Source organism: Alteromonas sp. ABE4_545 (assembly GCF_056161325.1).
This window is the reverse complement of sequence record NZ_JBSWYY010000012.1, coordinates 19,716-43,053: the sequence shown is the minus strand read 5'-3', so window position 1 is coordinate 43,053 and position 23,338 is coordinate 19,716. Positions and strand designations below refer to the sequence as shown.

At 46.6% G+C, this 23,338-nt stretch carries 22 protein-coding genes and 1 other annotated feature; of the genes, 12 read left to right on the top strand and 10 right to left on the bottom strand.

Annotation, left to right across the window (positions count from 1 at the left end; all coding sequences use genetic code 11):
• Nucleotides 1–3 precede the first annotated feature (3 nt).
• From ACXAH6_RS12280 to ACXAH6_RS12270, 3 genes are all read right to left on the bottom strand, one after another.
• Nucleotides 4–1,923: an ATP-dependent DNA helicase gene (locus ACXAH6_RS12280; RefSeq protein ID WP_474877222.1), complete on the bottom strand. Its 1,920-nt coding sequence runs from the start codon at nucleotides 1,921–1,923 to the stop codon at nucleotides 4–6.
• A 96-nt stretch (nucleotides 1,924–2,019) separates the two neighbouring features.
• A complete protein-coding gene (locus ACXAH6_RS12275; protein WP_474877221.1) occupies nucleotides 2,020–3,336 on the bottom strand; it encodes an alpha-amylase family glycosyl hydrolase in 1,317 nt (438 codons plus the stop codon).
• Between the two features lie 95 nt (nucleotides 3,337–3,431).
• The gene (locus tag ACXAH6_RS12270) at nucleotides 3,432–4,334 is read right to left on the bottom strand and encodes a sulfite exporter TauE/SafE family protein (protein ID WP_474877219.1); all 903 of its coding nucleotides are present in this window, start codon (nucleotides 4,332–4,334) and stop codon (nucleotides 3,432–3,434) included.
• A gap of 244 nt (nucleotides 4,335–4,578) precedes the next feature.
• Here ACXAH6_RS12270 and ACXAH6_RS12265 point away from each other — a divergent pair, with 244 nt between their 5' ends.
• The 3 genes from ACXAH6_RS12265 (at nucleotide 4,579) to ACXAH6_RS12255 (ending at nucleotide 7,679) form a co-directional block, all read left to right on the top strand.
• Nucleotides 4,579–5,454 (top strand): TraB/GumN family protein, encoded by an 876-nt coding sequence (locus ACXAH6_RS12265; protein ID WP_474877218.1) that lies wholly within the window; start codon nucleotides 4,579–4,581, stop codon nucleotides 5,452–5,454.
• A 66-nt stretch (nucleotides 5,455–5,520) separates the two neighbouring features.
• The gene (locus ACXAH6_RS12260) at nucleotides 5,521–6,489 is read left to right on the top strand and encodes a Kelch repeat-containing protein (RefSeq protein ID WP_474877217.1); all 969 of its coding nucleotides are present in this window, start codon (nucleotides 5,521–5,523) and stop codon (nucleotides 6,487–6,489) included.
• Entirely contained in the window at nucleotides 6,489–7,679 is a 1,191-nt protein-coding gene (locus ACXAH6_RS12255) for a serine hydrolase domain-containing protein (RefSeq protein ID WP_474877215.1), read from the top strand. Before ACXAH6_RS12260 ends, ACXAH6_RS12255 begins: the two co-directional genes overlap by 1 nt.
• 59 nt (nucleotides 7,680–7,738) lie before the next feature.
• On the opposite strand, the gene ACXAH6_RS12250 is transcribed toward ACXAH6_RS12255, so the two are convergent.
• The 3 genes from ACXAH6_RS12250 to ACXAH6_RS12240 all read right to left on the bottom strand — a co-directional run bounded on the left by ACXAH6_RS12250 (nucleotide 7,739) and on the right by ACXAH6_RS12240 (nucleotide 11,650).
• On the bottom strand, nucleotides 7,739–9,028 hold the full coding sequence (locus tag ACXAH6_RS12250) for an NAD(P)/FAD-dependent oxidoreductase (protein ID WP_474877213.1): 1,290 nt from the start codon (nucleotides 9,026–9,028) through the stop codon (nucleotides 7,739–7,741).
• A gap of 417 nt (nucleotides 9,029–9,445) precedes the next feature.
• On the bottom strand, nucleotides 9,446–11,065 hold the full coding sequence (locus ACXAH6_RS12245) for a methyl-accepting chemotaxis protein (protein WP_474877212.1): 1,620 nt from the start codon (nucleotides 11,063–11,065) through the stop codon (nucleotides 9,446–9,448).
• A gap of 222 nt (nucleotides 11,066–11,287) precedes the next feature.
• The gene (locus ACXAH6_RS12240; RefSeq protein WP_474877210.1) at nucleotides 11,288–11,650 is read right to left on the bottom strand and encodes a hypothetical protein; all 363 of its coding nucleotides are present in this window, start codon (nucleotides 11,648–11,650) and stop codon (nucleotides 11,288–11,290) included.
• Nucleotides 11,651–11,916: 266 nt separating this feature from the next.
• Nucleotides 11,917–12,032: a sequence feature (His leader region), on the top strand.
• Nucleotides 12,033–12,078: 46 nt separating this feature from the next.
• Here ACXAH6_RS12240 and hisG point away from each other — a divergent pair.
• Genes hisG through hisIE form a run of 8 tightly spaced genes read left to right on the top strand, consistent with a single transcriptional unit; the run spans nucleotide 12,079 to nucleotide 19,202 of the window.
• Nucleotides 12,079–12,981: an ATP phosphoribosyltransferase gene (gene hisG, locus ACXAH6_RS12235; RefSeq protein ID WP_474877208.1), complete on the top strand. Its 903-nt coding sequence runs from the start codon at nucleotides 12,079–12,081 to the stop codon at nucleotides 12,979–12,981.
• Nucleotides 12,982–12,998: 17 nt separating this feature from the next.
• Nucleotides 12,999–14,318: a histidinol dehydrogenase gene (hisD, locus tag ACXAH6_RS12230; protein WP_474877206.1), complete on the top strand. Its 1,320-nt coding sequence runs from the start codon at nucleotides 12,999–13,001 to the stop codon at nucleotides 14,316–14,318.
• Complete coding sequence (gene hisC, locus ACXAH6_RS12225; protein WP_474877205.1) at nucleotides 14,315–15,388, top strand: histidinol-phosphate transaminase; 1,074 nt, start codon at nucleotides 14,315–14,317, stop codon at nucleotides 15,386–15,388. Before hisD ends, hisC begins: the two co-directional genes overlap by 4 nt.
• Before the next feature lie 2 nt (nucleotides 15,389–15,390).
• Nucleotides 15,391–16,461 (top strand): bifunctional histidinol-phosphatase/imidazoleglycerol-phosphate dehydratase HisB, encoded by a 1,071-nt coding sequence (gene hisB / locus ACXAH6_RS12220; RefSeq protein WP_474877203.1) that lies wholly within the window; start codon nucleotides 15,391–15,393, stop codon nucleotides 16,459–16,461.
• The gene (hisH, locus tag ACXAH6_RS12215; protein ID WP_474877201.1) at nucleotides 16,461–17,063 is read left to right on the top strand and encodes an imidazole glycerol phosphate synthase subunit HisH; all 603 of its coding nucleotides are present in this window, start codon (nucleotides 16,461–16,463) and stop codon (nucleotides 17,061–17,063) included. Before hisB ends, hisH begins: the two co-directional genes overlap by 1 nt.
• Nucleotides 17,064–17,801 carry a 1-(5-phosphoribosyl)-5-[(5-phosphoribosylamino)methylideneamino]imidazole-4-carboxamide isomerase gene (hisA, locus tag ACXAH6_RS12210; protein ID WP_474877200.1) on the top strand — a complete coding sequence of 246 codons (738 nt, stop codon included), beginning with the start codon at nucleotides 17,064–17,066 and terminating at the stop codon, nucleotides 17,799–17,801. It abuts the gene before it with no gap.
• A complete protein-coding gene (gene hisF, locus ACXAH6_RS12205; RefSeq protein WP_474877198.1) occupies nucleotides 17,783–18,571 on the top strand; it encodes an imidazole glycerol phosphate synthase subunit HisF in 789 nt (262 codons plus the stop codon). Before hisA ends, hisF begins: the two co-directional genes overlap by 19 nt.
• 10 nt (nucleotides 18,572–18,581) lie before the next feature.
• A complete protein-coding gene (gene hisIE, locus ACXAH6_RS12200) occupies nucleotides 18,582–19,202 on the top strand; it encodes a bifunctional phosphoribosyl-AMP cyclohydrolase/phosphoribosyl-ATP diphosphatase HisIE (RefSeq protein ID WP_474877197.1) in 621 nt (206 codons plus the stop codon).
• 53 nt (nucleotides 19,203–19,255) lie between these two features.
• Here hisIE and ACXAH6_RS12195 read toward each other — a convergent pair whose 3' ends face one another.
• A complete protein-coding gene (locus tag ACXAH6_RS12195; RefSeq protein ID WP_474877195.1) occupies nucleotides 19,256–19,819 on the bottom strand; it encodes a substrate-binding periplasmic protein in 564 nt (187 codons plus the stop codon).
• Nucleotides 19,820–20,180: 361 nt separating this feature from the next.
• Between ACXAH6_RS12195 and ACXAH6_RS12190 the strand changes: the two genes are divergently transcribed.
• Nucleotides 20,181–20,864, top strand: a complete 684-nt coding sequence (locus ACXAH6_RS12190; RefSeq protein WP_474877193.1) for a choice-of-anchor E domain-containing protein — start codon at nucleotides 20,181–20,183, stop codon at nucleotides 20,862–20,864.
• A 104-nt stretch (nucleotides 20,865–20,968) separates the two neighbouring features.
• On the opposite strand, the gene ACXAH6_RS12185 is transcribed toward ACXAH6_RS12190, so the two are convergent.
• The 3 genes from ACXAH6_RS12185 to adk all read right to left on the bottom strand — a co-directional run bounded on the left by ACXAH6_RS12185 (nucleotide 20,969) and on the right by adk (nucleotide 23,272).
• Nucleotides 20,969–22,102 carry an alanine racemase gene (locus tag ACXAH6_RS12185; RefSeq protein WP_474877192.1) on the bottom strand — a complete coding sequence of 378 codons (1,134 nt, stop codon included), beginning with the start codon at nucleotides 22,100–22,102 and terminating at the stop codon, nucleotides 20,969–20,971.
• On the bottom strand, nucleotides 22,099–22,497 hold the full coding sequence (locus tag ACXAH6_RS12180) for an MAPEG family protein (protein WP_474877191.1): 399 nt from the start codon (nucleotides 22,495–22,497) through the stop codon (nucleotides 22,099–22,101). Before ACXAH6_RS12180 ends, ACXAH6_RS12185 begins: the two co-directional genes overlap by 4 nt.
• Nucleotides 22,498–22,627: 130 nt before the next feature.
• Nucleotides 22,628–23,272, bottom strand: a complete 645-nt coding sequence (gene adk, locus ACXAH6_RS12175) for an adenylate kinase (protein WP_474877189.1) — start codon at nucleotides 23,270–23,272, stop codon at nucleotides 22,628–22,630.
• Nucleotides 23,273–23,338: the final 66 nt, after the last annotated feature.

The window sequence follows — 23,338 nt, the reverse complement described above, 5'->3', positions numbered from 1 at the left end:
CTGTTAATCCAAGGGTATATCTTGTAGAAAGGCTTCCACTTTATCCAAGTCACGTGTGCGGTGCATGGGTGGCAAGCTAGACAAAAATGTTTTCGCGTAGGGTTTCGTCACTAAACGGTTGTCACAAATGACCAGTACGCCCTTATCTGAAGGATCTCGGATCAATCGTCCTGCGCCTTGCTTTAAGGTTATCACGGCTTGCGGAATTTGAATCGCAGCAAAAGGGTTGGCTCCGCGCTTTTTACAATCTTCAATGCGCGCCTGTAACAAAGGGTCATCAGGTGAAGCGAAAGGCAATTTGTCTATCAACACACAAACCAAATCATTTCCCCGAACGTCGACCCCTTCCCAAAATGCGCCAGTGCCCAGCAACACCGCATCTTTGCGCTTGAGATATTGGCTAAGCAGTTCTTGCTTTGATGTTGAGCCTTGCACCAATAAGGGATTTGGCACTGCGTCTTCCAACTTACCGGCAATTTCATTCATCATGGCATGAGAAGTAAACAGCAAGAAACAGCGCCCATGACTTGCTTTGATCAAGCGTTTAGCCGTATTGAGTAGCGTTTCTCGCATTGCAAAACTATTCGGTTCTGGGATAAACCTCGGCACACACAATATCGCTTGCTGTTCGTAATCGAATGGGCTCCCCAAGCTGAGTGTTTTGGCATCTTCTAACCCCATGCGACGCTGAAAATGCGTAAAACCGCCATCAACCATTAGGGTAGCCGAGGTAAACACCCAACCCCGCTGAGGGTTCTTCACAAAGTTGCGAAAGCGCTTTGCTATCGAGAGCGGAGTTAAATGCAAAACCAAATGACGTGGTGTGGTCTCGTACCACAAGCTCACCCCTTCTGCTTCGGGGTTCATAAACATTGCGAGCTTTTCTCTACATTCCACAATACGGGTATAAATAGTGTCTAATTCTTTATCGCGGTTGAGATGAATTTTCGCCACATCTTGCAACACACCAATGGCATCATCTAATTTATTCAGTTGGGTCTGGATCTGCTCACGCTCCAGCTCTTCTAACCAGTTACCTTTTTGCGGAGTGTCGGGGAACATGAGTCGCAAATCGGCTGCCAGAAGGCGTGTTTTTTCAGCCGCTTTGTCAAGCTGGGCCACGTCTTTCAATACCGTGCGAAATAGAAGGTTGATATCTTTACACAAGTCTTGAATTTGCCGCGTCGACAAGTTCTCTCCGAAATATTCACTGGCAATATCTGGAATTTGATGGGCTTCGTCAAAGATTAACGTATCAGCTTCTGGGATCAGCTCGCCAAAGCCGGTGTCACGCAGCGCCATATCGGCAAAAAACAAGTGGTGATTCACCACAACAATATCTGCGTCGAGTGCTTTGCGCCGGGCTTTAACTAAATAGCATTCTTCATAATCAGGGCAATCTCGACCAAGGCAATTATCCACGGTCGACGTCACCATTGGCAATACTTTAGCGTCCTCTGGCAATGTTTTAAGCTCGCCCATATCCCCAGTATTAGTGGTGTTGGCCCAGGTTTTCACGGTAACTAATTCGTTCAACACGTCTTTTTCGACCAATGTTGAGTTACCGCCATGCTGCCCTAGCCGGTGCAAACACAGATAGTTAGATCGGCCCTTTAACAAGGTGGTTTTACGATTGCTTTTTAGGGCTTTTTTAACGACAGGTAAATCACGATGAAACAACTGTTCTTGCAGGTTTTTTGTGCCCGTAGACACAATCGCTTTGCCTTTATTGGTAAACACAGGTGCTAAGTACGCAAATGTTTTACCTGTGCCAGTGCCCGCCTCAACGATCAGACTGTGGCATTTATCGATTGCTTTTTCTACGGCAAGGGCCATTTCAGTTTGGGCCTGACGAGGCTTGAACCCCGGAATGGCTTGAGCAAGTGAACCATTATCAGCAAAAACATTCGAGACTGTTGGCATGAAAACTCTAGGTCGTGTAAAAGCCGTCTATTATGCCAAAAATAATCACAAATGGGCGAACCAATTAGCCTCTTGTGTGCAAATCTGTATTCCCGTTCAGTCTTGCTGCTCAATTAACACGCGATATCCCCAAGAAGGCATGGTCAACACACTCCCTTGGGCAAGATTTAACACCTGTTGAGTAAACGCGTCGTGGAACTGGCCGTGATAAAGCTCCTGCTCGAAACTCACGTCGCAAGCCAACGCTGAAAAATTGAGTACCACAAATATCTTGTGCTGATTTTGCTGTCGAACAAAACTAAATACCTGTTGAGGCAAGCTGTTGGGCACTTGAATCATAGTGGCCCCGTAAGGGCCGTTCCACAATGCCGAGTAGCGCTTCTTGATACTGATAAGGCTGCGGTATAGGTCGCCAATAGGATGAGGCTGCCACTCAATGGGATCGCGTTCGAAAAACGCCAACCGCTTTGACTCACCCGCTTCTTGACCGTTGTGAATAAGCGGCATTCCCTCGCCGAGTACCGACAACACAATCGCCGCTTCGAGCGCCTCGCCAAACTGCTCTCGTTGAGTACCATCCCACGCATTTTTGTCATGATTACTCACAAAGGTCATGCGATAAGCTGATTGTGGCCAGGCTCGCTCATTCCACGAGTAGTATTTGCGCAAACGGTCCAAAGGGGCTAGACCTTGCGCGATATCGTGTAGAGTTTCGTTCCAGCTCCACGCGTAGGTCATGTTAAAGGCTTTTTCGTGCAGATCGCGGTTTTCCCATTCGGCAAGCATAAAAACAGGTTTTATTGCGTCGAGGGAAGCGCGTGCTTGCTCCCAAAAGTCATTCGGCACGTAGCCCGCCACATCACAACGAAATCCATCAATGTCAAAGCGCTCTACCCAGTACCGTAGCGCATTGACCATGTATTCACGCAGCGCAGGTATGTTGTAGTCAAACTCGATGATGTCGCTCCAATCCCACCACGGCGAAGGCCTAAAATCCCCCTTGTAGTCTTTGGCATACCAATCAGGATGCTGTTCGACCAAGGGGTTGTCCCACGCGCTGTGGTTTGGTACCCAATCTATAATGACTTTCAATCCCCGTTGATGCGCGGCATGTACCAAGGCCTCAAAATCGGCTTCATTACCGAACTCAGGGTTGATGCCCAAATAATCTTTGACCGAATAAGGGCTACCTAACTCACCTTTGCGGTTGTGCTCACCTATAGGGTGGATAGGCATCAGCCACAGTATATCTGCCCCCATTGATTGAATATGGTCGAGCTTTTTGGTTACACCTTCAAATGTGCCGCTTTCACTAAACTGGCGAGTATTCACTTGGTAAATAACCGCGTTTTTACTCCATGCAGGTTGTGTAAGGGTGTAAGGAGAATGGGGCTGAAAATGTAACGCAGACATAACGACCTAAATACAGTAAACCATACTCTTTTGTAGCACACTGAATGAGGTTTAGATCATTGTGTTAGATAGATGGGGCAATTTGTCTGATTAACTCATACCGAAAATATCGGTAAGCCACTCACCCCCAGCACCAACACCCAAGCAGCAAAAAACATTTTCAGGTGTTTAGGCGAAAAAATAAGTACTACGCGCTTTGCCAGTATGCCCCCAACAATTGCCCCTACTCCGGCAAATAGCACCACCTGCCACACCACGCTCTGTACCACAACGCCGTGATAAGCAATGGCAGACCACACTGAAAACGCAGACACAATCACAGCAGCAGCAATCGACATGGTTACATTAAAACCACGAATAATAAGATACACAGCCACCAGCTCACCCACTCCCACTGACAGCCAAGCAGTAATAACTCCTCCCACAAAACCAACAAGGGGCAAAGCAAGTTTGTCAGCCTTTGACAGCGAGTGGCAAAAGGTGAGTTTGTCGATCAAAAGCAACGAGGCAAATATTGCCATAGCCAGAATGATAGAAAACACACCAAAACCAAGGTGGAGGTGTTCTATTACCTGAACAATAAACGGATACACACTAAATTGCGGAGCGAGATACTGCACAGCCCAAATGCCAGCAAACGAAGCGGGTAATGTATAGGTCACGGCCTGCTTCAAAGGCATCCAGTTATCATCGGAGGCGTGATGACGTTGCGCATACCGCCGCCACGTTAACGCACCAGCAGTCATACCACAGCATTGAATCGCGAAGCTGGTGCCCACAATAGTTTCAGGTGCAAAGCCCAACTGGTTAAAAAATGGCACAAAAACAACGCCACCACCTGCTCCAGTCGCATTCGCAAATACCGCTCCAACCACACCCAACAAGGCAAACGAACCGTACTCAGTCAATAGTGTTATCGTATTGGGTAATAGCCCTATCAGAACGAGCCAAAATAGGGCGATACAAGACAAAAAAGGGTGTTGCCTCACAAGATTCATGAACTGCGATTGACCTGACTGTCGCTAAACTAACCGATTATTGACGGCAGTATACCCGAGTCTTTCGATTCCACCAGCCCAACTGTTAACAATTTATCAACAAGCATAATGAATTAGATGATTTTGAAGATTGCGAGTGAGAACGATAACCGTTACATTGAGCAACCGGATTGTGAAATCTTATTGCGTTCAATGCATTAAGGTTCACAACTTTTGACAGGATTGATATATACAAGGATACGCTATGAAGAAGTTCTTCCCTAAAACTGCCGCGCTGTTAGGTTCTGCGTGCTTAGTTTTCTCTGTTGCGGCGCAAAGCGCCTCAGTCTGGAAAGTTACCAAAGACGACACCACACTCTATCTTGGTGGTACGCTTCACGTACTGAGCCAAACTGACTATCCACTACCAGAAGCTTATAACACGGCGTTTGAAAATGCCGATACTTTGGTATTTGAAACTGACATTGCCGCAATTCAGTCGCCGGCATTCCAGCAACAATCTATGGCAGTGTTAACCTATCAAGACGGAACGACTCTGGCTAAAACCTTGTCAGAAGCCACCCTTGCTCGCGTAAAAACACATTTAGATAGTCGCGGTGTACCGTTGCAACATTTAATGACGTTCAAACCTTCACTCTTGAGCGTGACATTGAGTGTGATTGAAATGCAGCGCATGGGGCTGACAAGCGAAGGTGTTGATGCATTTTACTATGCTAAAGGAAAACAGGCAGGTAAAAAAATTGCTTGGTTTGAAACTCCAGAAGAACAATTGAATTTCATCGCCACCATGGGTGAAGGCGAAGAAGATGCCATGATTAATTATACACTTGATGACCTCGAAGACTTGCCTTCAATGATTAATCAAATGCGTGCATTTTGGCGTGCAGGCGATATGCAAGGTTTGTATAAAATTGGCATGGAAGACTTTGCCAAAGACTATCCCAAAGTATTTGATGATTTGCTGATCAACCGCAACAAAAACTGGTTACCGGATTTACTCGCGTTTTTGCAAACCCCGGAAACTGAATTTGTGTTGGTAGGCTCTATGCATATTCCCGGTAAAGATGGCCTAATCGATATGTTAACCAAGCACGGTTACACCGTCACTCAGCTACAATAATCTTCACCACTGTAAATAAACGTAGAGGGCGAGGAACGCCCTCTTTTTTTATCGAGGAATGTCACCATGAAATTGCGAGCCTATTTCACACTTGTCATCGTTGTATTACTCAGCGCCTGCTCATCTACCCCACCCGCGCCAACAGTGAATACCCAATTTGAACTAACCACACCACGCTACGGTCATGCCGCCGTCACTGACGGCCGTTACATCTACGTTATCGGTGGTTCAGCAATGGGGTTAATGGCACGTGGCGACATTGAAATATTCGATACCATCACTGGCCAGCATCAGGTACTCGACAACGTCGTGATACCCCGCCGTTATTCCACTGCCCAATATGACCAAGGACGCATCTACATATTTGGTGGTATTCACTATAACCCCGAACTTCGACATGCAGAAAACGTAGTAACGGTTGAAGTGTTTGATACCAAAACCCATGAAGTGTCTACCACTAAGCCGATGCCCTTTGCCAGCAGACTTGTGACTTCGGCTAAGCTTAATCGCGATATTTACTTAGTCGGCGGCGACCTCGTGGCATCCGGTCGACCAATGACCACGACCATGAATTTGAGCTTTACGATTGACAATGCCCATTGGAGCGCTAATCCACCGATGTTAGATGCCAAGCAAACGTGTGCGGTGTCTTATCAAAACAAACTGTATGTGGTTGGTGGCTATAACGCGGAGCAAAAAAAGCAGTTTTCCACCCTTGATATGTTTGATCCTCAGTTAGGTCATTGGTTGAGACTACCAGAATCTCCGACGGCTATCAGTGCAAACTCCTGTGTTGTTTGGCAGGATTATCTCCTAGTCATGGGGAACTATGATCAGCTCACTGACCATTTTGCCTATCACTTTCCTACGCAAACATGGCAGAAACTCGATTGGGGCTACCAAGCCAGTCGTCACAATAAATCTGTGGTCATTCAGGATACGCTATACGTGATTGGTGGAAATGTGAAAACCAGTGGGCAGAAAGCCGTTCCTTCAGTTCAAACCTTTAATTTAAAAGAAAAACTAAAACCATAATGAAAAAAATAAGTCTTGCTAAGACATTTCACTCACTTTGCTTTTCGTCTGTCTTATTGTCAGGCGCAGCGTGCGCCGGGCAAGTATCGGTTTCCGACGTTGAAAACTGGTTTGAACAAGCCGTTTCTTCGCCCACCGTGCCGGGAATTAGCGTTGCCGTAGCAGACAAAACCGGTGTGGTCTTTGCCGAGGGATTTGGGTATGCCGATATCGAAAACCAGGTTGCAATGACGCCAGAACACAAATTGCGTATTGGCAGTGTGTCTAAGCTAATCGCCGCGGCCGGCATGATGCGTTTGTACGATCAAGGGAAACTAGACCTCGACAAGCCGATTACTGATTACGTTCCTGAATGGCCGAGTAAACACGCTCCCCTGTCTCTGCGACAGTTAGCTTCACATACCGCGGGGGTGCGCCACTACAAAGACGGCGCCGATGAGTTTTTGCTCAACAAAACATATAGTGATATCAGTAGTAGTTTAAACCTGTTCAAAGACGATGACTTACTGTTTGAGCCGGGCACTGATCACAGTTATTCTACCTTTGGCTGGACATTAGTGAGTGCAGGAATGGAAGGTGCTGACGCACAACGGGATTTTCGCCAAATTATCGAACAAGAAGTCTTCGAGCCACTGAAACTCACCCATACCGCCTTTGACGACCAATACACGCTTATTGAAAAACGCGTCCGACCTTACAGCGTGTACGAGGGTAAACTGTATAATTCACCGCAAACTGACCACAGCTACAAATGGGCCGGTGGCGGTTTTATTTCAACGCCCTCTGACATTACGCGATTTGCAGTTGCCCATTTAGATGGCCATTACCTCAACCCTCTCTCGGTAGAAGCCATGTTCACACCGGCCACATTAAATTCTGGCGAAACCGTGAGCTTTGGTATTGGATGGAAGATCGGTTTTGACGATTATCGCCAGCGCGATAAATACAAAAACAACGCCGAGGCTCTCGCTTTAATGAACGCAATGCCCCACGCAGTGATGCATTCTGGCGGTAGTATGGGAGGAATTACTATGACAATTTTGTGTGAAGAACACGCAAGAGCCGTCACTGTAGTCAAAAACGTCGATGGCGATAGCTCTGCCGATGTATTTTTATTAGCATTAAAAACACTCAGTGCGTTTCATGCCCAAGGCACGCTGGAAAACACGCCACACAACACCAGCATTTAATAGATTGCGCGCGGCCAAGGCAACACCTTAGTCGCGCACTTCATTAAACCACACTTACATTAATGCAGCTTGAGTTTAGGCCCTACAATATTACTGACCTTGCGGGTAAACAATATCAACATGCCCTTTAAGTAACCGTGTACCGCAAATTGATGCATATTGTACAAAGATACATACACCAATCGCGCTAACCGCCCTTCAACAAACATACTGCTATTAACCAGTTTCCCCATCAGACTACCCACTGTACTGTATCGGCTTAAATGAACCAGTGAGCCGTAGTCGGTATAGTGATAAGCCTTTTGAGGTTTGCCAGCAAAACGGTTGCGAATGTTTTCTGCTACAGTCGATGCCATTTGGTGAGCAGACTGTGCGCGAGGCGGTACCCAATTACCGTCGGGTTGCTTAAAACCACAACAATCGCCAATCGCGTAAATGTTGTCATCAATCGTGCTTTGCATAAATTCATTGACCAAAATTTGATTGGCACGATTTACATCAAATACACCTTGGTCACGAATGAAATCTGGCGCTTTCACCCCTGCGGCCCAGACCATCAAGTCGGCGTCAATTTGTTCTTCACCTTTGGTCACAAAACCATTTTTATTGGCACTTGCCACCATGGTTCCTTCCATCACCTTAATGCCCAACTTGGTCAAGGCGCGGCGAGCAGAGGCTGCAATTCGAGGTGGCAAAGCGGGTAAAATAGTTTGCCCAGCTTCAATAATCGACACCTTTAATCGGTCTGCTGACATATCGGGCATGCCATAGGCTCTGGCGAGGTTCGCGACATGGTGAAGTTCAGCCGCCAACTCGGTACCGGTTGCACCGCCGCCAACAATCGCCACATGTAACGCTTGTTTGTCGTCTTGCTGATTAATCTTTAACAACTGATTGAGTAACGCTTTATGAAAACGTTCGGCTTGGTTCAAGGAGTCGAGAAAATAACAATGTTCACTCACCCCTGGCGTGCCAAAATCGTTGCTCACACTGCCGATCGCCAATACCAGATAATCATATTCAATGGTTCGTTCAGGCAACAATAATTCGCCTTCGTCGTCGTAAAGTGGATCGAGTACGACCCGCTTGTTCTCATTGTCGATTTCGCGCATGTTACCCAGTCTAAAATCGTACTTATGACGACTTGCATGCATGCGGTAGTCCACGCCATCGGAGTTTTTATCGATCACACCAGCCGCCACTTCATGTAGCAACGGCTTCCACACATGCGTGCGGCTGCGGTCAATCAAGGTAATATGAGCAAGCTTCTTCTTACCCAAAGTTTTGCTTAGGCGCGTTACTAGCTCAAGGCCACCAGCACCTCCTCCAACAATGACGATTTTTTCCATAATGGATCCTAAAAAGTATTAAAAAGAAATCGGTCAGTGAGAAGGCAAAACCACCCGAGGGCTTCCGGTGACTACATTTTTTGGTTGTCGTTCGTACGTTGTAGACGGAAATTGGTGTTTTGCTTATGTGCATGAGCACCGTAAATACCTGTTTCGTATGCGTTTGTGAAGAAAAAGAAGAAAAAACGCGCTTTGAGTGTCGACATAATGCCAAAACCCGCTCGAAACAACAATGCTACTTTGGCGTTACACCCAATTGAGTAAACAGAAGTGCAAAGTGAAAAACTAAAAATGACTCACTGATACATCGCGATATTGATGTATCAGTGGCAATCTCAAGGGCATAGTCTGCGAATGGCGGGTTATTTAAGACCAACCACGCCTGTACCTCTACGCCCTCTTTGAACGAGAACGTGGTTATACTGTAAAGCGGTCTGCGACTGAGCGCATTGTCTCTGCCAACTTCGCAAGCTCTGCGCTCGACATCCGCGTTTGGTTTGCTCCAGCGGCAATATCCGTCGACAGCTCTTTAATTTTAAGGATGTTGTGATCGACCTCTTTAGACACCTGAGCTTGTTCTTCAGTTGCCGTTGCCACAGTAAAGGTTTTGTCTTTAATACGGCTGATCGACGCACTAATTTGAATTAACGCTTCGCCAGCTTCTTGCGCAACACTTTGGGTATTTTTAGCTGCGTTGAAACTCTTGTCGATCGACGCCACCATTTCACTACTTCCGGCCTGAAGCACTTGAATCATTTGTTCAATTTCTTCGGTAGATTCTTGTGTACGTCTAGCCAACGCACGCACTTCATCGGCAACAACCGCAAACCCCCGACCCGACTCTCCCGCTCTGGCGGCTTCAATTGCTGCGTTCAAAGCTAACAGGTTGGTTTGTTCCGCAATTTCACGTATCACATCTAACACCGAGCCAATTTTCTTGATATTGCCTGCCAAAGTATCTAAACCCGATACGTTTGATTCTAGCTCTTTCAACAAACCCGACACCATATTGCTGCTATTCTCAAATTTTTGATGCCCTTCTATCGCTAACGCGTCGCTGTCTCCTGCGTCGTTAGAGGTCTCATCAGCATTGCGCGCCACTTCTTCAATTGAAGACGTTAACTCAGTGATGGCCGATGCAGCTTGTTCTAGTTGCTGGTTTTGAGAATCAATACTGTGCGTAGAATGATTGGTCACAACACTGAGCTCTTCGGCTGTGCGAGCCAGCTGACGCGCCGAACCTTGGATCTCACTGATCGTTTCACGCAACAAGGTTTGCATACTATCTAACGTGCGCAGCATCACGCCGGTTTCGTCTTTAGCATTATCGTGAATCACCTGATTTAACTCACCTCGGGCAATACCTTCTGCGGCCTTAACCACAACTGTCATTGGCCCCACTAACATACGGGTAAACACAGAGGCAAACACCACGACACAAACCACGGCTAGCAACAAAATTGCAGTGATCACCCACTGAGAACGTGTGATTACATTTTTCGCAGTTGTTTTACTGTCATTAATGCGCTGAATTTGAAAATTTTGGAGGTCATCGATTAACTCAGCTGCGCCTTCTCTGAGCTTTTTCATTTCACCGTTTTGCATTGCGTTGGCTTGGTCATTATGCCCTTGTGCTAAAAATGCAACTTGCTGCTTTTGAATTCGATAAAAAGCGTCAATATCTTTACTAATTAACCCAATGAGCTTTTTAGCTTGCTCTGCTTGAGCCAGAGATGTCATGACAGATAGCGCATGGTCAAGTTGCGTTTGAGCTTCACCATACTTCGCCATAAAACCGGAGCGGGATTGCTCGGGAGCCTGCAAAATATTGGCGTTTTCTAACCTAAGTTTAAAAAACTGTGTTTCTATTTCTTTAATTGCTGTGAGGGCGGGAGAACGGTGATCAACAATAAGATTAAATTCATTTGCCAGCTGGCTTTGACTGTAAAGGCCTGTAACCCCGACAATGACCACTAACACACCAATAACACCAAAAGCCAACGCAGAGCGAAAGCCAATTGAGAGATTTCTTAACATTAATGAAGCACTCTTTATAAAACTAAATGAGAAAAATACGTGGTGTCGCTTAAATAGGAAGCGACAAGTGGCGCTAGTATAAAGTTTGACCTTTACAGAAGACTAACACTTCATTGTACTTTGCAGACGAATAACATGACTGGTAAGACGAGTAACATCACGCATCAGTGGGTATGACGCAATTATCCAAAATGACAGAAGGGCATCCGCTTGCCTAGAGCACTAAATGTAAACATCAAGATGGGGTTTACCCTCATCGTCATCTGACGCCTCGTGATGGTCATGTAATTCACCATGCTCATCATATACTTCAACCTCGGCTTCAACATCAGGCACTGTGGCGTGCTGTTGAGGTTTTTCGTCCTGCTTACGTTGTTGCGAGCGCTCGTCGCTGGGCTTGTCTTCTCCGTCTTGATGATACTGATGCTTTTCATCAACACGGCGTTCTTCAGCATGAGCTTCTCGCTCTTCTTCGCTCAAGCCTTTGGCCTTTCCTTCTTTGATAATACTGGTGATTTTATTGTCCGACTTTATCGGCACTTTGCCTTCTCGAGGCAAGATCGGAAACAACAAGTCATTGTACATAACGCCTCCTCGATATTGCGGATTTTCAGCTATCTTACCTTGTTATCGGCCAGTTGTAGATAAAATGTACTGATTTACACATGTGCACTCTCGCCTGTAAAAAAATCCTCACGTCATTGATTAATTCGTCATAGCTTATAATTATTCTTTTGTAGTGAATGTGTATTCATTTCAATAAAAGGGGTTGCAAATGGCACCGCAATTGGCTACTGTTTGCGCGTCGAAAAAATTAAAGATTACTAAACAATGTTGAACTGCGCTTTAAACCATCACCACCATCATAGAGCATAACCTTTCAGGTTCGTGCTGGAAGGTTATTGTTTCCTTCCAGTGGCGCAGAAAAAAATTCTCGACCCCCGGAAGGAAACTTCCGGGGGTTTTTCGTTTTAAGCGCCAAAATAAATTCAGGATATACAGAGGATTTCACCATGAGTGACAGCAAAAGACTGCGAATTGCGATTCAAAAATCAGGTCGTCTAAGCGATGACAGCATCGCCCTTCTCAAAGCCATTGGCATTAAACTACAGATTCGTGACCGTTTGCTGATCGCCCACTCCACTAATCAGCCTATCGATTTATTGCGCGTTCGTGATGATGACATTCCAGGCTTGGTCATGGATGGCGTTGTTGACTTAGGCTTCATTGGCGAAAACGAGCTAGAAGAAAAAATGCTAGAGCGCCAAGCCGCTAACAAGGCATCAGATTTTGAAGTACTACGCCGCTTAGACTACGGCGGTTGCCGCTTGTCAATTGCCGTACCTAACGAGTTTGACTATCAAAACGTCACGTCACTAGAAGGTAAGAAGGTTGCTACAACCTACCCTTATTTGTTGGAGCGTTTCTTTAAAGAAAACAACGTCAATGCGAAAGCCGTTATGCTAACCGGTTCTGTCGAAGTAGCTCCTCGCGCGGGTGTTGCTGACGCCATTTGTGACTTAGTGTCAACAGGCGCCACGCTTGAAGCGAACGGTCTACAAGAAGAAGAAGTGATCTTCCGTTCTAAAGCCGTATTAATTCAACGTGCTGACGGTGAACTCGACGACGAAAAGCAAGCGCTCATTAACCGTTTGGTACCTCGTATTGATGGCGTAATGCAGGCCAAAGAAAGCAAGTACATCATGCTACACGCTCCTAAAGCCTATTTAGAGCAAGTTAAAAGCCTACTTCCCGGTGCGGAAAACCCAACTGTGCTGCCTCTCGCGGGTAATGACGATACGGTTGCCGTGCACGTCGTGAGCGCAGAAAACTTGTTCTGGGAAACCATGGAAAAATTAAAGGCATTGGGTTGTAGTTCAATCCTTGTTCTACCTATCGAAAAAATGATGGGGTAATGATTGTGAGCACGTCGATGATCAATTGGTCTTCTCTCACGCCATCTGAGCAAACGCAAAGTTTGGCCCGTCCAGCGATGGCCCAAGCTGAAGCGTTGCGCAATACCGTCGCCGATATACTGAGCAATGTGCTCGAAAACGGTGACGCGGCGGTGTTGTCGTTCACTCAGCGCTTTGACTGTGCGTCGTTAACCGCATTACCGCTAACTATTGAAAAGCGTGATGAGTTAGCCAGTCGAGTGAGTGAAGAGGTAAAAGCGGCGATTCAAGTGGCGTTTAACAACGTTAAACAATTCCACGAAGCCCAACAACCTCAAGATATTCGCATTACCACTACTCCTGGTGTGGTTTGTGAGCAGCGTTTTACTGCGTTAGACGCCGTTGGCTTGTACATTCCAGGAGGCAGCGCACCGCTTCCCTCAACTGTGATGATGCTGGGTGTACCCGCGTTAGTGGCAGGGTGTGAACGCAAAGTCTTATGCACGCCCCCCAACCAAAATGCAGAAATTGCTCCTGAAATTGCCTACGCAGCCAGTTTGTGTGGGATTGAAGAAATTTACCTTTGCGGCGGCGCGCAAGCCATTGCGGCAATGGCTTTTGGTACCGAAAGTATTGCTAAAGTTGATAAGATCTTTGGTCCAGGCAATAGCTTTGTTACTGAAGCGAAGCAGCAAGTGAGTCAACGCCCTGATGGCGCGGCCATTGATATGCCTGCCGGCCCTTCTGAAGTGCTTGTACTTGCAGACGGCAACGCCGATCCAGCATATGTCGCCTCGGACTTACTTTCGCAGGCGGAACACGGCCCAGATTCACAGGCCATTTTGGTCAGTAACAGTGCTGAATTAATTGCACAAACCAAAGCTGAGGTGAGTCGTCAGTTAGCTGAGCTTTCACGTACCAGTATTGCTAGCCAAGCGATGGAACATGCCCGATACATTCTGGCCGATTCTATCGAGCAAGCTATCACTGTGAGCAATCAATACGCGCCCGAGCATTTAATAGTGCAAATTGATGATGCGCGCGATTATCTGCCCAAAATAAAATACGCAGGTTCGATATTTTTAGGCGCTTGGTCCCCCGAATCGGCGGGAGATTATGCCTCAGGCACCAACCACGTGTTACCCACATATGGCTACGCGAAAAACTACTCAAGTTTAGGTTTACTCGATTTTATGCGCCGTTACACGGTTCAAGAATTAAGTGCTGATGGCATGCGTAATCTCGGCCCCGCAATTATGACGTTAGCTCAGGCTGAAGGCCTTGATGCCCACGAAAATGCGGTAGCACTTCGCATGCAAAAACTTGCTTCTATTGATGTCAGTAAGGATAAAAAATGAGTCTGGCAGATAAATTAATTAACGCCAATTTGGTGCCACTAAAGCCCTATGAATCGGCTCGGCGCTTGTTTTCTGGTGGTCAGGATTGGCTCAACGCCAACGAGTCGCCTTATGCCAACGACTATGACATCGATAGCAACCATTTTAATCGCTACCCTTCTTGCCAACCCGATGAGGTGGTAAATGGCTATGCGCGTTATGCACAAGTAGACAAATCTCAACTCATTGTCACTCGTGGAGCTGATGAAGGCATTGAGCTTTTGATCCGCACATTCTGTACACCGGGTGAAGATAAAATTTTGATTTGCCCACCCACATACGGCATGTACGCCATTAGTGCTGAAACCTGTGATATTGGTGTGGAACGCGCGCCATTATTGCCCGATTTCAATCTAGATGTACCAGCCATCTGCGCCCACGATGATGTGAACCTGGTATTTATTTGTGCGCCAAATAATCCAACCGGTACGCCGGTTAAACGCGAAGACGTGATCGCAGTATTGGAACACTTCCACGATTCAGCCATTGTGGTACTCGACGAAGCTTATATTGAATTTGACCCCACAACCACATGGGCGAATGAATTTGATAACTACCCCAACCTTGTGGTGTTGCGTACTTTGTCGAAAGCCTTTGCGTTGGCAGGACTTCGCTGTGGCTTCACATTGGCGTCGCCGGAAATTATTGGTGCGTTAATGAAGGTTATTGCCCCATACCCTATCCCTGAGCCTGTGGCACAAATTGCAGCACAGGCGCTCAGCCCAGAAAAGCGCGTACTGGTTGAAAGCCAAGTGGCCTTTATCAACCAACAAAAAGTATTATTGGCCAGCGCGCTAGCCAGCAAACCTGGGTTTGAACTTATTGGTGATACACGAGCAAACTTCGTTTTGTTCCGTTATGAAAAATCCAACGAGTTAATGCAGTATCTGGTATCAGAAGGCATGTTAATTCGCGACCAATCTAAACAACTCAATCTTCAGCATTGTTTACGCGCAACCGTAGGAAACGAAGAGCAAAATGCTCGCCTACTTAGCCTTATCGATGCATTTTTAGCTAATACGGGAGCCTGAACATGAGTCAGCAACCTATTTTATTTATCGATCGCGATGGCACCTTGGTTGAAGAGCCGCCGATTGACAAGCAGCTCGATACTCTCGAAAAGCTCGCCTTCGAGCCAAATGTCATTCCTGTGCTATTGCAATTGCAAGCAGCGGGTTTTCGCTTAGTCATGGTGTCGAACCAAGACGGCTTAGGCACCGACAGCTTCCCGCAGGCTGATTTTGACAAACCTCATGATGCCATGATGGCTATTTTCACTTCTCAAGGCGTACGTTTTGATGATGTGCTTATTTGCCCACACTTTGATGAAGACAACTGTAGTTGCCGCAAGCCTAAACTGGGCCTTGTGAAAGATTATCTACAACAAGGCAAAGTAGACTTTGCCCGCTCATATGTGATTGGCGATCGTGAAACCGATATGCAATTGGCTGAAAACATGGGTATTCGAGGCCTTCGCTATGACCCAAAAGACAATAACTGGCTAGCGATAGCCAAAACCTTATTGTCGAGCGCGCGCATTGCTGAAGTGGTACGTACCACCTCTGAAACCGATATTCGTGTGCGCGTTGATTTAGATTCCACTGCAAAATCCACAATCCAAACTGGATTGGGCTTTTTCGACCACATGCTAGATCAAATTGCCACGCACGGTGGTTTTGAAATGCAAGTTACGGTAGATGGCGACTTACACATCGACGATCACCACAGTGTGGAAGATACTGCACTGGCACTGGGTGAAGCGCTGAAGAAAGCACTGGGAAACAAGCGTGGTATCGGCCGATTTGGGTTTGCTTTACCAATGGATGAATGCCGCGCCGAGTGCATCATGGATATTTCCAATCGCCCACATTTGAAATTCGAAGCAGATTTCAGCCGTGATCAAGTGGGTGAAATGGCCACCGAAATGGTGCCGCACTTTTTCTATTCACTGGCACAAAGCATGGGCTTGTCTTTGCACTTGAGTACCAGTGAAGGTAATGCTCACCACCAAGTAGAGAGCTTGTTTAAAGTATTTGGCCGCGCACTGCGTCAAGCCATTACTATTAAAGGCAACGACTTACCAAGCAGTAAAGGAGCACTCTAGTGAGCCAAAAAATCGTTATTGTGAATACTGGCTGTGCCAATATCTCTTCAGTACGTTTTGCGTTAGAGCGCTTAGGTGTGCAGGTTGAAGTGTCTGATGATACCCAAGTGATTAAATCTGCTGACAAAGTGTTCCTACCCGGCGTAGGCACAGCATCAGCGGCAATGAAAAGCATTAATGCCAAGTCGCTGGTATCCACGATTCAATCGCTTACACAACCTGTGTTAGGCGTGTGTTTGGGCATGCAGTTGATGGTAGAAAGCTCTGATGAGAGCCGTGACGGTAAAATCGATTGCTTGAACCTGATGCCAGGCCATGTTGGCCGTATGCAAGTGGGCGAGCGTCGCTTACCACATATGGGCTGGAACACGGTCACACCCGCACATCAAGACTCGCTATTTAAAGGTATTCCAGCCGGCACATATTTCTATTTTGTACACAGCTTTGCCGTGCCTGAATATGAAAATACCCTTGCGAGTTGTGATTACGGCCAGCGTTTTTCCGCCGCCCTGCAATACAACAACTTTTTCGGTGTGCAATTTCACCCAGAACGCTCTGGTGAAGCCGGCGCGCAACTGCTAACTAATTTTGTGGAACTCTAAATGATCATTCCAGCAATCGACTTAATTGATGGCGCGGTAGTGCGCTTATATCAGGGTGATTACGAACAAAAAACCCAGTATCAGCTCGACCCAGTCGACGTGGTACACAGTTATGCTGACCAAGGCGCTGAGTGGTTACACATTGTGGATTTAACCGGCGCGAAAGACACCAGTAAACGCCAGTTATCACTCATCCAAAGCATGGTAGATACCAAACGCATGCAATTTCAAGCAGGCGGTGGTATTCGCTCTGAAGCCGAAGTGGCCCAATTACTAGAATTAGGCGTAAGCCGTGTAGTTATCGGTTCATTAGCCGTTAAGCAGCCTGAAATGGTGAAACAGTGGGTGAAAACCTACGGCAACGAACGCATTGTGCTTGCCCTTGATGTGAACATTGACGAACAAGGCAACAAGATGATCGCCACCCACGGATGGCAAGAAAACTCTGGTGTAAGCCTAGAAGCCGTACTAGAAGACTTTGCCCAGGTAGATGCGAAACACGTACTGTGTACCGATATTTCTCGCGACGGTACGCTACAAGGCGCCAACGAAGCCATGTACCGCGAAGTGTCAGCGAAATTCCCTGCAGTTGCGTGGCAAGCCTCCGGCGGCATTGGTGGCTTAGACGATATTAGTGCATTGCGCCCTTCCGGTGTACAAGGCGTGATTTTGGGCCGTGCGTTATTGGAAGGAAAATTCACCGTTGAGGAGGCAATCGCATGCTGGCAAAACGGATAATCCCTTGTTTAGACGTTCGTGATGGTAAAGTGGTAAAAGGCGTGCAATTTCGCAACCACGAAATCATTGGCGACATTGTGCCCTTAGCGGAGCAATACGCTAAAGCGGGCGCAGATGAACTGGTTTTTTATGATATTACCGCCAGTTCAGACCAGCGCGTAGTCGATAAAAGTTGGGTGAGCCGTATTGCCCAAGTCATCGATATTCCTTTCTGCGTTGCAGGCGGCATTAAGTCGGTAGAAGATGCGGGACGCATCTTAGAGATGGGCGCGGATAAAATCTCGATTAACTCCCCTGCTCTTACTAACCCAGATCTCATCAATGAACTACACGACGTGTATGGCCAACAGTGTGTGGTGATTGGTATCGACAGTTTCTACAACAAAGATAACGGTCAATACGAAGTGTATAAGTTTACCGGTGATGAGTCGCGTACCCAACAAACCAGTTGGCAAACCTTGGATTGGATCAAAGAAGTACAGCAACGCGGTGCAGGCGAAATTGTACTGAACTGTATGAACCAAGACGGTGTGCGTAAAGGCTACGACATTGACCAACTCGCTGCAGTTCGCGCTGTGTGTGATGTGCCGCTTATTGCTTCAGGCGGTGCGGGTGAAATTGCTCACTTTGAAAGCGTGTTTAAACGCGCAGATGTCGATGGTGCGCTCGCCGCCTCAGTGTTCCACAAAGGCATTATTGATATGCAGGAACTCAAATCATTTTTGTCTGACGCTGGCATTCCCATGCGCGTTCGTCATACAAACGCATAAGAGATAAATCATGCAAATTACAACAGAAACTCTCGCACAATTAGCGTGGGATAAAATGGACGGTTTACTGCCTGCCACGGTACAAGATGCCGTAACCGGCAAGGTGTTAATGCAAGGCTACATGAACGCAGACGCCGTAGAAAAAACCCTGTCGACCAAACAAGTGACTTTTTTCAGCCGCTCTAAATCTCGTTTATGGACCAAAGGCGAAACCTCAGGTAACACCTTAGATTTGGTCGATATCAGCAGTGACTGCGATAACGACTCTATCCTTGTGCTTGCTCATCCTAATGGCCCAACCTGCCACACGGGAACAGAAAGCTGTTGGTCACAAGGCCAAACCTCTGATTTCACCTTTCTTGCTGACTTAGAGCGCGTACTCGCAGCGCGTAAAAGTGCTGATCCTGAGAGCAGCTACACCGCCAGCCTTTACGCGAAAGGGATTAAGCGTATAGCGCAAAAAGTGGGTGAAGAAGGCGTAGAAACCGCATTGGCAGCCACTGTGCACGACAAAGAAGAGTTGAAAAACGAAGCGGCAGACTTGCTTTACCATTTAACGGTATTGTTGCAAGCCAGCGATATGTCGATGTCAGACGTAATTTCAGTATTACGTGAGCGTCACAGTAAATAATCGCGAAATAACGTCATCCTCAAGCCGATTTTACCTCGTGTGAAATCGGCTTTTTATTGCGCTTTTGTCATCTGCTTGGCAGCGTTTTTCAACCGATTAAGCAGAGCCACGTCCATATCTCGATTGGCTGCGAGATACCCTACTACCGACAAATCAGGGATCACTTTCACCGTTTTTACTTGCTCTGGGGTCAAACCGACATTACGCGTCATCTCTCCCACCAAATTAGGATCTTCAATGATCATATCAACTTTGCCGCTAAGTAAATAATACCAAGAACATTGAATATCGGCACAACTTAGATAACCGTCACCTTCGACAAGACCTTGTTTATTCAGCCAGCGCTCACCAATGTCACCACGCTGTACCGCCACGCTGTAGTGTTTTAAATCGTCCCAGCTTTCTAACACAATTGGTTTGTTGGACGCCAAAGTAATAAAGGCCAAATTAAACTCTGCAACTGGCATGATCCAATGAAACTTATCAATTCGCTCTGGGGTTTTCGCAATTGAATAAATCAAGGCGCGAGTGGAACGCGAAACACTAAATTCAGCACGAGCCCACGGGTACATAAAAAAATCGGCTTCCAGCTTTGCCAGCTCGACTAAACGTTTCACTTTGTCCGTGGCAAGCCCTGCAACCTTGCCATTTTCGAGGGTCTGATACGGGGGTGAAGATTCAGTAAAGACTAATAAAGGTTGATTTGCACTAGTAGTGCATGACACAAGTACCAGAACAAAAAATACGTGTTTTAGGATGCTCACAAAACTTCTCAACAACGAATACAGGCTTGCCTATAACACCGTGAATTAAAAACAAATTCAACTCTGAAATAAAAAACCTTTGTGATCTTTGTCAGTTTTTTTTACACAACGGCTCAACGCCACAAAAAAACACAACAAATACAATGAATTAAAAAATGGCACAATGTCTGCTTAATGCCAAGTGTTATTGTCATTTTCAAAATGGAACGCGAACATGCTAAAAAAATTATTTATCCTTGCAGCTGTTTCTCTCTTCGCCGCCAGCGCAAACGCAGGAACAATTGTAAAAACAGCTTCAATATCTACAACAACAACCAACTACAGCCAATCGGTAACTGTTGACCAATTCGATGATTTGGGTGGCACATTAACGCTAACCTCAATTATTTTTGAACTTCAAGGCTCTGTTTCTGGGTCTGCCTTAGCAGAAAGCATGGACGGGTCGGCAACCATAGTCACATTGACGTTAGGTGCAACTCTTGAGCTTAGCACATCAACAGGCGACAGCTTAGTTATCGCTGTTCCAGAGATCGACGAAGTTTTCAACGCTAGTGCTTTCGACGGCAGTATCGATTTTGGAGGCACCTCGGGTGCAACTTATACGTCGCTTTCAAATACACTAACAAAAACTAACACAATTACTTCAGCGAGTGTGTTGAGTCAGTTTATCGGTTCTGGCACTATCTCAACAACGCTAACTGCAACAGGCAGCTCTACAGGAACAGGCGCGGGTAACCTGATCACACAGTTTTCTACCAGTGCAGCAGCTAACGTAAAAATTACTTATGTATATACAGAGCCTGACACTCCGAAAGTCTCTGAGCCTGGCGTACTCGCTATTTTCGGCGCAATACTAGGATTCATCGGTTTCGCGAACCGTAAGCGCCTGACTAAATAAAAATAATAAAAGCGTAATGACATAACAAAGAAAACCCCGAGCATGCTCGGGGTTTTTTATTGCCGATTAATATCTCATTGAATCACCGCAATAGTACATAAGCACTACCACCCATTCACTCTCGACCACACGTCCTCAACGTGTTGTTCGTTGTTTACAACAGCGTACTGCTCGTATTGCGCTCCAGTAGAACACGCATGTATCGGTAAAATACGCAACTGAGTGCCGAAGGCAAAAGCATCATCGGGCGCGAGTCCATCGCGATGACATATCACACCATGTTCCTGATTCGTGCTTTTTACATACCACCCATCCAATAATTCACCTTGGGCATTACACACTAATCCGTAACCACAATCTGTCATATGACTTGCTGTACCTTGATCTCTCGAAAGGCCCATCCAACCAGCATCGACCAATACCCAGCCTTTTGTTTTTTGATGGCCGATAACCGTAGTCAGTACCGACATAGCGATATCGGATACATTGCAAACACCTAATCCGGCCATAACGCAGTCGAAAGTGGTATAAACCCCTGCCCGTAACTCGGTCACTAATCCATATTGGATATTGTCGGCCAACACTGTGGGCGTAGAGCCAACAGACACCAGTTCACAGTCGAATCCCGCATCACGTAATCGCTGAGCGGCTAACGACGCTTGGTCGCATTCTTGCTGCGCCATTTCCTGCTTAGCTTGTGGTGAAAAGCATCCATAAGAGGCCCCTGCATGGGCCATAATGCCTCTAAAATGCAATGTGGGAGCTTGGCTCAATAGTGCTGCACACTGCAGTAAGTCATCGCCATGTGGCGCGATGCCGGCACGATGATCATCAACGTCAACTTCTAACACCACGTTGAGAGGCTGACGTAATTCTTCAGCAAACTCTACTAGCGCTTGTGCGCCATCGAGACTGTCTACACTCACTGTAAATTGATGAGCACGTTGTCGTAGCGAGTCGATAAGTGGAAACTTATTCGGCGTAATACCAACGGCGTATAGAATGTCTTGATAGCCAGCAGACGCAAACACCGCTGCTTCTTTTAAGGTCGACACGGTAATGGGCGTACCGACCGGTGCGTAATATTCCGCCGCAGACAAACTTTTCAGAGTTTTGACATGGGGTCGAAAAGCTAAACCGGTGTTTTGCACATGGTTTTTTACTCGCGCAACATTGCGTTTGAACACCTGCTTGTCGATTAGACAAGCTGGTGTAATAAGGGCACTTAGCGCACTCACAGTATCGCGCCCATAATCACAATAAAGAGGTTGTATAAACTCAAAAACAATAATGCAGCAAAGGTGAGCATCATGCCGGTGACGCGTTCTTTCGATACCCCTTCACTTTTGCCCAAGCCGATTGCGTGAAATACCCGCCCCAATAAAATGAGAGCGCCGCCTAGATGTATAGGCCAATCTGCAGCAATATTGAGTTCTAGTACACCAAGCAAAATCAACAATAAAGGCACGTATTCACTAAAGTTACCGTGTACTCTTGTCGCTCTGGCAAGGTCGGCCGAATCTCCTACCCCAATGCCCACTTGGTCGCGCCTGCGAAAGCGAATTACATTGATCGATAAACCCAAAAAAAGTAACCCAAGTAAACTGGCGTAAATGGCTGTTACCGCTAGCATATATATCTCCATATTTTAGTTGTGCAATCACTATAACTGAATTCACCGTACTCCCCTATCGCTAAGGGAATTTCAGGCACAAAAAAACCGCATTAAAATGCGGCTTTTTTTAGAAATCTTTTCGTTAAGCTTAGCCTAACAATGCACCAAGCTGCTCACTCACTTGGTCAACAGGCTGTGTGCCGTCAAGCTTGTGATATGCACAATTACCTGACTCTGCTTCTGCGCTGTAATAATCAACCAATGGCTTAGTTTGCTCATGATAAACGCCTAAACGCTTACGCACGGTTTCTTCTTTGTCGTCATCACGGATAACAAGGTCTTCACCCGTTTCGTTGTCTTTACCTTCCACTTTAGGTGGATTGTAAACCACGTGATATACACGGCCTGAAGCTGGGTGTACACGACGACCGCCCATACGCTCAACAATCACGTCGTCTGGCACGTCGAACTCGATACAATGGTCAACTTGAATACCCGCTTCCTTCATCGCGTCAGCTTGAGGAATAGTGCGAGGGAAACCGTCTAGTAAGAAACCATCTTTACAGTCGTCTTGAGCAATACGCTCTTTAACCAGACCGATGATGATTTCGTCGGAAACCAATTTACCTTCGTCCATGACCTTTTTAGCCGCCAAACCCATTTCTGTGCCGGCTTTAATTGCTGAACGCAGCATGTCACCAGTAGAAATCTGAGGAATACCGTATTTCCCCATTAAAAACTGCGCTTGAGTACCCTTACCTGCACCGGGTGCGCCAAGAAGTATGATTCGCATATTTGCGTTCTCCGCTTTAATTTATCTCTGACGGCACTTTACACATTCCCACAGGGTTAAACAAGT

What these genes read in the sequence shown, in the direction of transcription:
- ACXAH6_RS12245 (WP_474877212.1), bottom strand. Translation starts at nt 11,065, where the DNA reads ATGTTAAGAAATCTCTCAATTGGCTTTCGCTCTGCGTTGGCTTTTGGT.
- hisG (WP_474877208.1), top strand. Translation starts at nt 12,079, where the DNA reads ATGAGTGACAGCAAAAGACTGCGAATTGCGATTCAAAAATCAGGTCGT.
- hisA (WP_474877200.1), top strand. Translation starts at nt 17,064, where the DNA reads ATGATCATTCCAGCAATCGACTTAATTGATGGCGCGGTAGTGCGCTTA.
- hisB (WP_474877203.1), top strand. Translation starts at nt 15,391, where the DNA reads ATGAGTCAGCAACCTATTTTATTTATCGATCGCGATGGCACCTTGGTT.
- ACXAH6_RS12270 (WP_474877219.1), bottom strand. Translation starts at nt 4,334, where the DNA reads ATGAATCTTGTGAGGCAACACCCTTTTTTGTCTTGTATCGCCCTATTT.
- ACXAH6_RS12250 (WP_474877213.1), bottom strand. Translation starts at nt 9,028, where the DNA reads ATGGAAAAAATCGTCATTGTTGGAGGAGGTGCTGGTGGCCTTGAGCTA.
- adk (WP_474877189.1), bottom strand. Translation starts at nt 23,272, where the DNA reads ATGCGAATCATACTTCTTGGCGCACCCGGTGCAGGTAAGGGTACTCAA.
- ACXAH6_RS12180 (WP_474877191.1), bottom strand. Translation starts at nt 22,497, where the DNA reads ATGCTAGCGGTAACAGCCATTTACGCCAGTTTACTTGGGTTACTTTTT.
- hisC (WP_474877205.1), top strand. Translation starts at nt 14,315, where the DNA reads ATGAGTCTGGCAGATAAATTAATTAACGCCAATTTGGTGCCACTAAAG.
- ACXAH6_RS12190 (WP_474877193.1), top strand. Translation starts at nt 20,181, where the DNA reads ATGCTAAAAAAATTATTTATCCTTGCAGCTGTTTCTCTCTTCGCCGCC.
- hisD (WP_474877206.1), top strand. Translation starts at nt 12,999, where the DNA reads ATGATCAATTGGTCTTCTCTCACGCCATCTGAGCAAACGCAAAGTTTG.
- ACXAH6_RS12265 (WP_474877218.1), top strand. Translation starts at nt 4,579, where the DNA reads ATGAAGAAGTTCTTCCCTAAAACTGCCGCGCTGTTAGGTTCTGCGTGC.
- ACXAH6_RS12280 (WP_474877222.1), bottom strand. Translation starts at nt 1,923, where the DNA reads ATGCCAACAGTCTCGAATGTTTTTGCTGATAATGGTTCACTTGCTCAA.
- ACXAH6_RS12275 (WP_474877221.1), bottom strand. Translation starts at nt 3,336, where the DNA reads ATGTCTGCGTTACATTTTCAGCCCCATTCTCCTTACACCCTTACACAA.
- hisF (WP_474877198.1), top strand. Translation starts at nt 17,783, where the DNA reads ATGCTGGCAAAACGGATAATCCCTTGTTTAGACGTTCGTGATGGTAAA.
- ACXAH6_RS12240 (WP_474877210.1), bottom strand. Translation starts at nt 11,650, where the DNA reads ATGTACAATGACTTGTTGTTTCCGATCTTGCCTCGAGAAGGCAAAGTG.
- ACXAH6_RS12260 (WP_474877217.1), top strand. Translation starts at nt 5,521, where the DNA reads ATGAAATTGCGAGCCTATTTCACACTTGTCATCGTTGTATTACTCAGC.
- ACXAH6_RS12255 (WP_474877215.1), top strand. Translation starts at nt 6,489, where the DNA reads ATGAAAAAAATAAGTCTTGCTAAGACATTTCACTCACTTTGCTTTTCG.
- hisIE (WP_474877197.1), top strand. Translation starts at nt 18,582, where the DNA reads ATGCAAATTACAACAGAAACTCTCGCACAATTAGCGTGGGATAAAATG.